This window comes from Bradyrhizobium stylosanthis (assembly GCF_001641335.1).
Taxonomy (GTDB): Bacteria; Pseudomonadota; Alphaproteobacteria; order Rhizobiales; family Xanthobacteraceae; genus Bradyrhizobium; species Bradyrhizobium stylosanthis.
Window position 1 is genome coordinate 429756 of record NZ_LVEM01000002.1, and the last position, 12974, is coordinate 442729.

Consider the following 12974-nt stretch of genomic DNA (forward strand, 5'->3'; position numbering starts at 1 on the left):
CGGCGGCGCCGGGTACAATGGGCGCCTTCGCCTGGACAAGGTTAGCGACACGCTGGAGCAGCGGTGAACTCGGCCCAGAATCCCACCTACGACGCCGCGCTTGCGGCGAAGTTTGCCAGCGCGGCGCGCCACAGCCGCCTGGTACGGATTCTGCGCGTCGCAGTTCCAGGCGCGGTGCTGATGTCCCTGGCCGTCATCGTCGGCGTCTCGATCTTCAATCCGTTCCGCATGATCATGCCGAAGCTGCCGCTCGATTCCGGAAACCTGGTGGTGTCGGGCACCAAGATCACCATGGAATCGCCGCACCTTGCCGGTTACACGCCGGACCGGCGGCCCTACGAGCTCTGGGCCAAGACCGCAACGCAGGACATCACCGACCCCGATCATGTCGATCTCCACGATCTGCGCGCGAAGGTGCTGATGGAGGATCAGTCCACGCTCTTCCTCGATGCCCGCAACGGCCGCTTCGACAACAAGCAGCAGCAGCTCGACCTGCACAAGGACATCTTCCTGCGCACTTCGACCGGCTATGAGGCGCGGCTGAACTCGGCTTTCGTCGACATGGGCAAGGGCACCGTCTCCTCGGACGAGCGTGTCGACGTCAAGCTGACCAACGGCACGCTGACCGCGGATCGCCTGCGCATCACGGAAGGCGGCGATCTCATCCGCTTTGAAGGCAATGTGGTGATGCATCTCGACAAGCTGGACGACGGCGCCGCGGCTCAGCCTGCGCCGCCCGAGCCTGCGCCCGTGAAGACACGTACGCCCCAGAACAAGTCTGCCAATTCAAAGTGATTTTCATGATCGGTCTTTTTCCGCGCAACGACGACAAGCGGTGCGCCATCATCGGTGCGGCCGCGCTGGCCCTCGGCGTCGCGCTGCTCGCCGGCGGTGCCGCGATCGCACAGAGCACGATGCAGGGCGTGCCGAACGCGATGCAGGGCTTCTCGCAGAACCGCGATCAGCCGATCCAGATCGAAGCCGCCTCGCTCGAGATGCGCGACAAGAAGAAGGAAGCGACCTTCGCCGGCAATGTGAAGGTCGTGCAGGGCGACACCACCATGACCTCGAAGACGCTGGTGGTGTTCTACGAATCCGGCGGCGGCGACAAGCCGGCCGCGCCGCAGCCGGCGGCGAAGGGCGCCAGCGCCAAGGGAGCGCCGATGCAGTCCGCGACACCGGGACCCGGCGGCGCCTCGTCGATCAAGCGGCTGGAGGCGCGCGGCAATGTCGTCGTCACCCAGAAGGACCAGGTGGTGACCGGCGAGACCGCCGTGTTCGACACCAAGACCAACCTCATCACCATGCTCGGCGGCGGCCCGGGCGGCCAGGTGGTCCTGACGCAGTGCAAGAACGTGCTGCGCGGCGACCGTCTGATGGTCGACATGACCACGGGCGTGTCGCGGGTGGAATCCGACAGCGGCCGGGTGCAGGCCCTGCTGCCGCAGGGCGGCAACAATGATTGCGGCTCCGGCGGGCCGGGCGGCAAGCCTGCCGCGGGGTCGCCTCTGCAGCTGCCCGGCGCAAGTAAACCGAAGTAACTTCAAGGACTTGTTGCGGATGCTCCCGATCCGAGGTTGAAGCTTGCCCGGCGAGACTGTATCTAGCGCGCAGGGCTTTCGAAGCGGGGTCCGCCGCTTACCGGGCGTGTTTCATTGGGCATGAGACATCCCTTCATTCATGCTGCGTCGGCGAATCGCAAAGCCGGGGCCGCAGATCGCGCGAATGCCGCGAAAGGTTAGAAGGCGGGGATGGTCGATCTCTTCAGCATGTTCCGTCGGCGCCCCGCCAAGCGCGGCCGGCCAGGATTTGCGCGTCAGGACATCACCGCGCTCGGTGACAGCGTCGGCGGCCTCGTGGCGAGCCCGGTGCGGGATGCGCCGCCGATTGCCCGCGACCAGCCGATGCATGCGCCCGACCAGTATCAGGGCGGCTATCAAGACGACTATCAGGTCGACTACCAGCCCGAGCCGCCGCGGGCCCAGGCGGTCCACCCGGTCAGGGCCGCGGCAAGGCCGAACGGCGCCGGCGGGCCGCAGCTCTTGAAGCGGCCGGGCTACCTGGCTGTGCATAGCGTGGAAAAGGCGTTCGGCAGCCGCCAGGTCGTGCGCGGCGTCAGCATCTATGTGCGCCGCGGCGAGGCGGTCGGTCTGCTCGGTCCCAACGGCGCCGGCAAGACCACCGTGTTCTACATGATCACCGGCCTGATCAAGGCCGATCGCGGCGCGATCGAGCTCGACGGCCACGACGTCACCAAGCTGCCGATGTATCAGCGCGCGCGGCTCGGCATCGGCTATCTGCCGCAGGAAGCCTCGATCTTCCGCGGCCTCACCGTCGAGCAGAACATCCGCGCCGTGCTCGAAGTGGTCGAGCCCTCGCGCAAGAAACGCGAGCAGCAGCTCGACTCGCTGCTCGACGAGTTCAACATCACGCGCCTCAGGAAATCACCGTCGATCGCGCTGTCGGGCGGCGAGCGCCGCCGCGTCGAGATCGCGCGCGCGCTGGCGACGCGGCCGAACTACATGCTGCTGGACGAACCCTTCGCCGGCATCGATCCGATCGCGGTCGGCGACATTCAGGATCTGGTCCGCCATCTCACCAATCGCGGCATCGGCGTGCTCATCACCGACCACAATGTGCGCGAGACGCTCGGCCTGACCGATCGCGCCTATATCGTCTATGCCGGTGAGATATTGACCGAGGGTACCCCGGAAGAGATCGTCGCCGATCCCGACGTTCGCCGCCTTTACCTTGGCGAGGAATTCCGCCTCTAGCCCTTTTTTCGGTTTCGTCAAGCCGTGTACATCGGGCCGGGACTAAGATAAGCAAGAATCGGACCAATTTCGGGAACGGTTCTTGTTAGATGGCGCTTACGCAGAGATTAGAGTTCCGGCAATCGCAGTCGCTGGTCATGACGCCGCAGCTGATGCAGGCGATCAAGCTGCTGCAGCTGTCGAATCTCGATCTCACGACCTTCGTCGAGGAGGAACTCGAGCGTAACCCCCTGCTGGAACGGGCCAGCGACGAGGCCCCCGCGGAGGCCCAGGCCGAGGCCGGCCAGTTCAGCGATCACGATGGCGAAGATTCAGGCAGTCAGGGTGGCGATGATGGTTTCAGCGCCGGCACCGATGCCTTCGAGCCGGGCCAGGAAGAATGGATGAGCAAGGATCTCGGCACCCGCGCCGAGATCGAGCAGACCCTGGACACGGGCCTGGACAACGTCTTCTCCGAGGAGCCGGCCGAGGCCGCGGCGCGCAACGCCCAGGACGCGGCCCCGACCACCTATACCGAATGGGGCGGCGGCGCCTCCGGCGATGAAGACTACAATCTCGAGGCCTTCGTCGCCGCCGAGACCACGCTGTCGGACCATCTCGCCGAGCAGCTCTCGGTCGCCTTCACCGCGCCCGCGCAGCGCATGATCGGCCAGTACCTCATCGACCTCGTCGACGAGGCCGGCTATCTGCCGCCCGATCTCGGCCAGGCCGCCGAGCGCCTTGGCGCGTCGCAGAAGGACGTCGAGGACGTCCTTGCCGTGCTGCAAAAATTCGATCCGCCCGGCGTCTGCGCGCGCAATTTGAGCGAATGCCTGGCGATCCAGCTGCGCGAGCTCGACCGCTACGACCCGGCCATGCAGGCCCTGGTCGAGCATCTCGATCTGCTCGCCAAGCGCGACATCGCGTCCCTGCGCAAGCTCTGCGGCGTGGACGACGAGGACATCGCCGACATGATCGGCGAGATCCGCCGGCTCAATCCCAAGCCCGGCATGAAGTTCGGCTCGGCGCGGCTGCAGACCATGGTGCCCGACGTCTATGTCCGTCCGGGTCCGGACGGCGGCTGGCATGTCGAACTCAACAGCGACACCTTGCCGCGCGTGCTGGTCAACCAGACCTACTATTCCGAGCTGTCGAAGAAGATCGGCAAGGACGGCGACAAGTCCTATTTCACCGACGCACTGCAGAACGCGACGTGGCTGGTGCGCGCGCTCGACCAGCGCGCCCGCACCATCCTGAAAGTTGCAACCGAGATCGTGCGCCAGCAGGACGGCTTCTTCACGCATGGCGTCGCGCATCTGCGGCCGCTGAATCTGAAGGCCGTCGCCGACGCCATCCAGATGCACGAATCCACGGTGTCGCGCGTCACCGCCAACAAATACATGGCTACAAATCGCGGCACATTCGAGTTGAAATATTTCTTCACGGCCTCGATCGCCTCGGCCGACGGCGGCGAGGCGCATTCGGCCGAAGCCGTGCGCCACCACATCAAGCAGCTGATCGATTCGGAGGAGCCCTCCGCGATCCTGTCGGATGATACGATCGTGGAACGCTTGCGCGCTTCGGGCATTGATATTGCCCGCCGCACGGTCGCGAAGTACCGCGAAGCCATGCGCATTCCGTCCTCGGTGCAACGCCGCCGCGACAAGCAGAGCGCCCTTGGTAACGTCCTCTCGACCGCCATGTCCGACCGCTCCCGCAACACCGAACCGGCCTGATTGCGCTGGCGCCAAATCGCGCTACTCTCACTCCCCCTACGACCGATCCAAGCACGCGCATGATCCGGAAAAGCGCATAGTGGTTTTCCGAAAAGATCATGCGCAGGGAACAACCCCGGCCGCGATGACGTGTCATCATGGCCGGGTGCAAACCAAGCGAGGCATCACATGACTCTTCGGATTTCGGGCAAGAGCGTTAGCGTCGGCGAGGCCCTGCGCGGCCGCGTGACCGACCGGACTGAAGAGGTCCTGCGCAAGTATTTCGACGGCAATTATTCAGGCCACATCACGCTCAGCAAGGACGGCTTCGGCTTCCGCACCGACTGCGCGCTGCATCTGGACTCCGGCATTACGCTGGAGGCCGATTCGAATGCGCCGGACGCCTATGCCAGCGCCGACCAGGCGCTGATCATGATCGAGAAGCGCCTCAAGCGTTACAAGAGCCGCCTCAAGGACCGCTCGGCCCGCAAGGCCCATGTCGCCAGTGCGGCGCTGGCCGCACTCGATGCCACGGCCTACGTGCTCGAAGCCCCGGGCGAGGGGGAGGACGAGGAGGAGGTCACCGGCTACAGCCCCGTGATCATCGCCGAGGCCACCACCTCCCTGAGGCAGATGTCGGTGAGCGAGGCCGTCATGGAACTCGACCTCAGCGGCGCGCCCTGCCTGGTGTTCCAGCATGGCTCCAGCGGCCGGGTGAACATCATTTACCGCCGGGCCGACGGCAATGTGGGCTGGATCGACCCGCCAGGGGCCAAACCGGACGGCAAGGCGGGCGGCTAGGGCCGAAACCCGACCCCGTACGACCCGCAGCCCTTAACAATGACCGGGGCAAAGCCGCACGCAGGAGTTGGCACCGGGATTGCGTTGGAGTAGAAGCGCCCCACATCAGGGCGTAAACGGGACTTGGGCTAAGTCCCGCTCCTGCTTCACCTTCTTGACGCCGGCCGGGCTCGGTTCAACCGAGCTGGCCAATTCGGAACCTGACGGTTTAATTCACCTCGGAACACTTCCATGCCGATTACCGATCTGGTCGCCCCCGAGGCGATACTTCCGGCATTGAAGGTCAACAGCAAGAAGCAGGCGCTCCAGGAATTGGCGGCCAAGGCTGCCGAGCTCACCGGCCAGAACGAGCGCGCGGTGTTCGAGGTGCTGCTGCAGCGTGAGAAGCTCGGCACCACCGCGGTCGGCTATGGCGTCGCCATTCCCCACGGCAAGCTGCCCAAGCTGGAAAAGATTTTCGGCCTGTTCGCGCGCCTCGATCGTCCGATCGATTTCGAGGCGATGGATGGCCAGCCGGTCGATCTCGTCTTCCTGCTGCTCGCCCCCGAAGGCGCCGGCGCCGACCATCTCAAGGCGCTCGCCCGCATCGCCCGCCTGCTGCGCGACCAGGACATCGCCAAGAAGCTCCGCGCCTCCCGCGACGCCCAGGCGATCTATTCGGTGCTGGCCCTGCCGCCGGCGACCGCGGCTTAATCGCTCTTCACCCAATCATCGATCGTCACCGCGTCCAAAAGCCGCGCGATCCAGAGCTGTTACACGCAACGCTTGCGGCAGGGCGGTTCCAGAGGGTAACTGTCTCGCGCCGGCGCGTGATGGCCTGAAGGGGGTAGGAGTGAACAAAGTGCCAGATCTCCGCTTTGGAGATCTGATCCTTGACGAGACGTGCCTCTTCGCGCGCCGTAACGAGCAGACGATCAAGTTCACCAGAAACGAGCGCGCGCTGCTGCTCGCCCTCACGCGCAATCCGCATCGTCTCATGCGCCGTGGCCGTCTGCTTGACGAGCTCGCCTCCGAATCCGACGTCTCCGATCGCAACATCGACTTCCTGGTGAACAGGCTGCGGGCCAAGCTTGGCGACAGCGCCAGATCGCCGAAGTACATCGCCACGCAATATGGCGAAGGCTATGTCTGGATCGCGGCACCGTCTCCCGGGGCCATCGAGGGATTCCTTGCTATTGCGCCGACGTTCGGACCGCAGGGCCATCGCTTCGGTCAGCAGGTGTCGTCCCTGGTCGAACAGGTCCGAGACAAGATCGCCGCCGGCCTTGGCCGCGAGGTCGTCGTTGTCGAGGACGGATACGCCGCCGCAACCGGCGCGCGCCATGTCCTGCAAATGAGCTTTCTCGCCGGCAACGAGCATCTCGATTGTGCCGCGACCTTGCGGGACATGCCGTCGAAGCGGATCGTGAAAGCATTCCGGCTCCGTTTCGACATGGCGGATGCCGTGTCGTTGGCGACCGAGGCGCGAAGGGTTTCGGACGGCGTCGTCGATGCGCTGTCACAGGCTCTCATCGAGGCCTCGACCGGCCTTGGCACGCCCGCGGACGAACCGCTTGAAACGCGCTTCCACAAGGCCGCAAGCCTGCTGTCGGCCTCGAATCGGGCGTGGCTGGCAAGCGGCGAGCAACTCGGCAGGAACCGCGCGCACGATCCCCTCAATGCGGACATCGCCCTGCAATGGTGCCTGCATCTGTTCGCGCGCCTGGTCCACACCAGTCCGTTCGGCGAGATCAGCCTGGAAGAACGCTACCGCATCGAAAGCGAGATCGACGCCACGGTGCTGGAGTGCCTGCCCGCCGTCGAGGCGAATCCGCTGCTGATGCTGGCGGCCGCCAAGCTGCTGTACTTCATCGATCGCGGTCACCTCGACCTCGCGGAAGACATTGCCGGGCGCGCGTTCGCGCAGACGGCGGATTCTGCCGCAGCCCTTCCCGTGATGGGGCAACTGCGTCACGCGCGCGGCCATTTCGATGAAGCGATCGAATTCTTCGATCGCGGCATCGAAACGTTCGAACCGGACTCCGATCTGCATCTCCATATGCGGGTCCTGAAGGCAATCTCCGTGCTTGCGTCCGGAGATCGCGCCGCGTTGGACACGGCTGTCGCCGATGCAGCGAGAGACAATCCGCGCTGCCCGCACGACATCGGCCTGACGATCGGCTGGATGGTTGCCGCGCCGGAGCAGAAATTGCCGGCGTCGTCTTTGGATGCACTGACCGCGATCGGCCCGGCGGGCGCACGCAATGCGATCGAATATCTCTACTTCACCTCGGCGCGTCACCTGGTCTCGGAAGAGGCACGCGCCAATGTCATGCGCGGCCTGATCGCGCACGCGACGCGGCTGCACGGCGAAGAGACCGTGCCTGCGTTCGTTCTCAGGAGCATCGGCCCGATCGCGGCCTGAATTGTTGCGCGCGTGCCGCATTGGCGGGGCGATCTGATTCACGCACGCTCCGACGGGGCGTGCTCGGCGATTCTCAAATATTGACCAAACAATTGCCTGCTAGCGACGGCTGACCGGCTCGATTTTGCCGGCCAACGTGCAAGGCGGGTATGTTCGTTCGTTCAGACTTGGTTCGCTCAGCGCTGGAAAGCCGGGCCTCGACTCTCGAAAAGTGCCGGCCGGCGATACGCGGCCCGCTGATGTCGTCGCGGCTGTTGCAGATGGCTGCACTCATTCTGATGTTGCTCGCCGCACCGGCCACGGCCTTTGCAGTGACCTCGCTAACCCCGCCCTCCGGCAGCCTGTCGCCGGGCACCGTGGGAGATGCATACACCTCCACGCAATTTTCCGGCGCGGGAGGCACGGCCGGGTGCTGCACCTATGGAGCATCGGGCGCCGTTCCGCCCGGACTCACGCTCAGTCCGTCCGGCTTGTTGTCGGGTACGCCCACGGCGGCGGGATCGTTTTCCTTCACGGTCACGGCGACCGATACGGACACCTCCAGCGTCTCGAACAATTATACGCTCGTGATCAACAAGGCCGCCACCACGGTCAGCGTGACCTCCTCGGCCAATCCCGGCCCGTACGGCTCGTTCACCTTCACCGCGGTCGTCTCGTCCACCCCCGGGGCAGGAACGCCGACCGGCACCGTGATCTTTTCCATATCCGGGGCAGGCGGGGCGGTGAGGGCCCTGATCGGGGGTATCGCCAGCTTCACCACCGGGCTTGACCCGGGCTCCTACACGGTCTCGGCTACGTATAGCGGTGATGGCAATTTCGACAGCAGCTTCGCGTCGTTGAACACGTCACAGATCGTCACCCCGGCGAACACAACGACCGCTGTGACCTCTTCGGCAAATCCGAGCGTGTTCGGTCAGCCTGTCACTTTCACCGCGACCGTCTCGTCCGGCGCGGCGGTGGGCATTTCGATCATGACCGCAGACTTTCTCGACGGCGGCACTTCGATCAACGCGGGTCCATTCCCGAACGCCGGCACGCTCACGACCTCGTTGCTCGCTGTCGGCAATCACACGATCACGGCCTCCTATGCCGGCGACAGTTTTTACTACGGCAGCACGGGACCGCTCACCGGCAATCCGCAAGTGGTCAACAAGGCCAACACCACGACCTCCGTGACGTCCTCGGTCAACCCGAGCGCGGTCGGCCAGTCCGTCAGCTTCACCGCCGTCGTTGCAGCCGTTGCGCCGGGGGCGGGAACTCCGACCGGCACGGTGACCTTCCTCGATGGCGGCAGTCCGATCGGCAGCGCGCCGCTGAGCGGAGGCTCCGTCACCTTCACCACTCCGGCGCTTGCAGCAGGCAGTCACACCATCACGGTCAGCTATGGTGGCGACGGCAATTTCAACGGCAGCACGGGTTCGCTCAGCGGTAATCCGCAGGTGGTCAATGCACCGTTGTCGCCCCCTGTGATCGACGCGACCTTTGCTCCGTCGTCCATTCCGGTCAATGGCACCACCACGCTCACATTCACCATCACCAACCCCAGTGCTTCGACGGCACTGACGGGCGTCGCGTTCAGCGACACCCTTCCGCCGGGCCTGGTGATCACAGCGGCGAACGCCCTCACCACGACGTGCGGCGGCGTCTTTACCGCAGCGGCCGGCAGCGGCCCCATCACTCTTTCGGGGGGAACGGTTGCGGTCGGCAGCTCCTGCACCGCCTCACTGAATGTCACGGCCACCTCCGTCGGCGCCAAGACCAACACGAGCGGTCCCGTCAGTTCGACCAATGGCGGCACCGGCAACACGGCGTCGGCCGTCGTCACCGTGACGACGTCGACGACGACCACCGGCTTGACTTCGTCGCTGAACCCGAGCGGCTTGGGGCAATCGGTGACGTTCACTGCGACGGTCACGGCGCCTTCGGGCACGCCGACGGGGACGGTGACGTTCAAGGACGGCCCCACGACACTCGGGACAGGGGTGCTCGCCGGCGGCGTGGCAACATTCACCACGGCGGCGCTGTCGGCCGGATCGCATTCGATCACCGCGGTTTATGCCGGGGATGTCAACAATGCGGGCTCGGCATCGGCGGCTTTGACCCAGGCCGTCAATCAGTCGGCGACCACCACGGTGGTGACCTCATCGCAAAATCCGAGCGCGGCGGGCCAGCCGGTGACGTTCAGCGCAACGGTGTCGAGCGGTGGCGGCACGCCGACCGGCACGGTGACATTCAGCGACGGCGGTGCTGCGATCGGCACGGCGACGCTTGCCGCGGGCGTCGCGACCTTCACGGCCGGGTCGCTGACGCTCGGCAGCCACACCATCACCGCAAGCTACGCCGGGAACGCGACCTACACGGCCTCGACGTCCGCACCGCTGATTCAGAGCGTCAACACGCCGGCGGACAGCCTGAAACTGCGCGCCATGCAGACTCTGGCGGCGCCAGTGGCGGCGCAATTCTCGGGCCAGGCCATCTCCGGCGTGGTCGATAGCGCGATCGGCGAAGGCTTCAGCGACGGCGGGCCGCTCGTCATGCCCAACAGCAGCGGCGTCCGCTTCAACTTTGCCGCCGATCCCGACGCTGCGACGACAGACCCGGCTCCGCGCGGCGCCGGCAATGATCCGGCCCAAAGCCGCGATCGCGCCTCCGCCCAGGGCAGGCGACCGGCATCGCCATCGCAAGTGCCCGGCTCGCGCGTCGACGATGCCTTTGCAGCGATCAATGATGCGGCAGCGGCCAAGGCGCCGCCCAGGCGCATTGCCGAGCCGCGCGATTGGCTGGCCTGGGCCGAGGTGCGCGGTGCGACGCTGGATCGCTGGAGCGTCGCGCCGCTTGGGAGCGCCACCACGGTGCCGATGCTCTACGGCAACCAGGTCAACGCGCTCGCGGGCGTCACGCGCAAGCTGACGCCGAACCTTCTGGTCGGCGTGCTCGGAGGTTACGAAACTTTCGACTACCACTCCGACGTGCTCACGGGCCGCCTGAAGGGCGACGGCTGGACGCTCGGCTCCTATCTCGGCTGGCGCGTCACCGACACGGTTCGTTTCGACGCGGGGATCGCCTATTCGGGCATCGGCTATAACGCAACGGCAGGCACGGCAGCCGGCTCATTCACCGGCAGCCGTTGGCTGGCTTCCGGCGGCCTCACGGGCATCTATCGCTACCTGGGCCTCCTGATCGAACCGTCGGCGAAGGTCTACGCGATGTGGGAGCACGAGAGCGCCTACACCGATACGCTCGGCACGTTGCAGGCCGCGCGCGATTTCACCAGCGGCCGCGCCAGCGGAGGCGTGAAGCTCGCATACCCGGTGGCATGGCTGTCCCGTGCGACGGTCACTCCCTATGTCGGCCTGTACGGCGACTATTACTTCAATGGCGACACGGCCGCAGCTTCGGCACTGGCCGTCGCCGCCACACCGCCAACATTCCTGCTCGATGGCTGGTCTGCGCGGGCTACCGGTGGCGTCGCCGCGCGCTACGCCAACGGCGCGCAGATTGCCGTCGGCGTCGAGCGCGGCGGCATCGGCGGCGACGTTGGGCTGTGGACCTATCGCGCCCGTGCCTCGATCCCGTTCAGCGCGCAGTAGCGGCGTACAGGCGCGAGATAGCGTCCGTCTTGCCGCCATTGCGGACGTTGGTGCGATGGCGTCCCCCTCTCTCGTGCCGGGATTGAACGCCCGCGGCCTCGCCTGCGACTTATGTCTCAGCCGGGGCTGCGATGCCGTCCGGGAGGTTTCTCCCCATCCGGGCCGACGAGGTATCCTGCCGGCGGCTCGGATTCGATGCGGGATTTTGAGGCATGAATTGCGGCTCAAAAGGACGATTCTTCGGTCTGCTTTGCTCGGTCACCATTGCCGCCACGGCCGCGGCGCATGCCGACGAGGCGTCGAACGACCGCGTCATCGCCGAGAAGACCGCGATCATCGCCTCCGATCCGGCCAATGCGGCCGCCTATGAGTCGCGGGGAGAAGCCTATTATCTCAAGCGCGACTGGAATCGCGCCTTCGACGATTGCAGCGCTGCGATCCGGATCGACCCGAATTTCGGGCGTGCCTATCATTGCCGCGGCCGCGCCTATTCCGCGAAAGGCGACCGCGATCACGCGATGGCCGATTACAACGAGGCCATCCGCCTCGATCCCGACTATGGCGCGCCCTACACCTCGCGCGCCGAGGAATATTTCAATCACCGCGATTTCGATCTCGCGATCGCCGGCTTCACCGAGGCCATCGAACGCAGCCCCAAGCAGGCCTACCGTGCGCTCACGATGCGCGGGCAGGTCTATGCGGTGAAGGGCGACGCCGATCGCGCTGCCGCCGATTACACCGAGGCGATGCAGCGGAATCCAGCCGCTGCCGGGCCCTACGAGCTGCGAAGCAACGTTCGTCTCAACAAGGGCGAGGTCGATGCAGCCATGGACGACTGCGACAGCGCGGTCCGTCTCGAGCCCGGAAGTGCCGGCGGCCATTATTGCCGCGCCATCGTGTTCCTGAACAAGGATGACACCGACGGTACCATCCGGGAGCTGGACGACGTCACGAGAATGGCGCCGTCGTTCCAGAAGGCCTATCGCATTCGCGCCGTCGTCCTGCACAGGAAGGGCGACGATAAACGGGCCCTTGCCGATTTCGACGAAGCGATTCGGCTACAGCCGCGAGATTCGGCGGTCTACAACGATCGCGCCAGCGTGTTTCGCGACCTTGGACAGCACGACCGCGCGCTCGCCGACTACAACGAGGCGATCCGGCTCGATCCGAAAAGCCAGTCCGCCCTGGCCAATCGCGGCCTCCTCTACATGATGATGTCCGACGCCAAGCATGCGCGCACGGACTTCAACAGCGTGCTCGCGCTGCCGCCGACCGACAAATGGGCCGTCGACACGGCGCGCGAAGGGCTTGGCTTTGTGAAGTGATGGGCGAGCGGCGTGTGCCAGCTTCGATCAATCCGATAGCATGGGATCGCATTCAGAATGACGGTCGAGTGGCCGATACCTCACGCTTCCTGTCCCATGCCGCATCCGGAAGATCCGTCCCCGGAGTGCTCGTCGGTTCAATTTTGACCATGTATTCAGTGATATGCGCGTTCGCTGCGATAGTCTGAATGGTCCTGTCTCCTGAGGCTAAGGCAAAGGTTGGCCGCCACCTGGATTGCGCTGCCCCCGGACGAACGCGCTCTGGCAACACTGTGTCCGGTCGGACACAGAAAAAGTGAATTGGTAACGGAGCTGGTGGCACATCTTGCGGGCTCCATGTGCCCCCTGCAATCTCCAGTAATCTGCCGGCAAGGCCTCCAATATTC

General features: G+C 65.4%; 9 protein-coding genes. All 9 read left to right on the forward strand.

Going from position 1 to position 12974, the window contains the following annotated elements; all coding sequences use genetic code 11:
* Positions 1 to 63 precede the first annotated feature (63 nt).
* The 9 genes from lptC to A7X65_RS14120 all read left to right on the forward strand — a co-directional run bounded on the left by lptC (position 64) and on the right by A7X65_RS14120 (position 12588).
* The gene (lptC, locus tag A7X65_RS14080) at positions 64 to 795 is read left to right on the forward strand and encodes an LPS export ABC transporter periplasmic protein LptC (RefSeq protein WP_063685687.1); all 732 of its coding nucleotides are present in this window, start codon (positions 64 to 66) and stop codon (positions 793 to 795) included.
* Positions 796 to 800: 5 nt separating this feature from the next.
* A complete protein-coding gene (locus tag A7X65_RS14085; RefSeq protein ID WP_063687684.1) occupies positions 801 to 1541 on the forward strand; it encodes an LptA/OstA family protein in 741 nt (246 codons plus the stop codon).
* 210 nt (positions 1542 to 1751) lie between these two features.
* Complete coding sequence (gene lptB, locus A7X65_RS14090; RefSeq protein ID WP_063685689.1) at positions 1752 to 2774, forward strand: LPS export ABC transporter ATP-binding protein; 1023 nt, start codon at positions 1752 to 1754, stop codon at positions 2772 to 2774.
* Positions 2775 to 2863: 89 nt separating this feature from the next.
* On the forward strand, positions 2864 to 4489 hold the full coding sequence (gene rpoN / locus A7X65_RS14095) for an RNA polymerase factor sigma-54 (RefSeq protein WP_063685691.1): 1626 nt from the start codon (positions 2864 to 2866) through the stop codon (positions 4487 to 4489).
* A gap of 168 nt (positions 4490 to 4657) precedes the next feature.
* The gene (hpf, locus tag A7X65_RS14100; RefSeq protein ID WP_063685693.1) at positions 4658 to 5269 is read left to right on the forward strand and encodes a ribosome hibernation-promoting factor, HPF/YfiA family; all 612 of its coding nucleotides are present in this window, start codon (positions 4658 to 4660) and stop codon (positions 5267 to 5269) included.
* 231 nt (positions 5270 to 5500) lie between these two features.
* Positions 5501 to 5962, forward strand: coding sequence for a PTS IIA-like nitrogen regulatory protein PtsN (gene ptsN, locus A7X65_RS14105; RefSeq protein WP_063681444.1), 462 nt, complete (start codon positions 5501 to 5503; stop codon positions 5960 to 5962).
* 148 nt (positions 5963 to 6110) lie between these two features.
* Positions 6111 to 7673, forward strand: coding sequence for a winged helix-turn-helix domain-containing protein (locus tag A7X65_RS14110; RefSeq protein WP_167358243.1), 1563 nt, complete (start codon positions 6111 to 6113; stop codon positions 7671 to 7673).
* 260 nt (positions 7674 to 7933) lie between these two features.
* Positions 7934 to 11263 carry an Ig-like domain repeat protein gene (locus A7X65_RS14115; RefSeq protein WP_167358244.1) on the forward strand — a complete coding sequence of 1110 codons (3330 nt, stop codon included), beginning with the start codon at positions 7934 to 7936 and terminating at the stop codon, positions 11261 to 11263.
* 212 nt (positions 11264 to 11475) lie between these two features.
* The gene (locus A7X65_RS14120; RefSeq protein WP_063685698.1) at positions 11476 to 12588 is read left to right on the forward strand and encodes a tetratricopeptide repeat protein; all 1113 of its coding nucleotides are present in this window, start codon (positions 11476 to 11478) and stop codon (positions 12586 to 12588) included.
* The last annotated feature ends 386 nt before the right edge of the window (positions 12589 to 12974 follow it).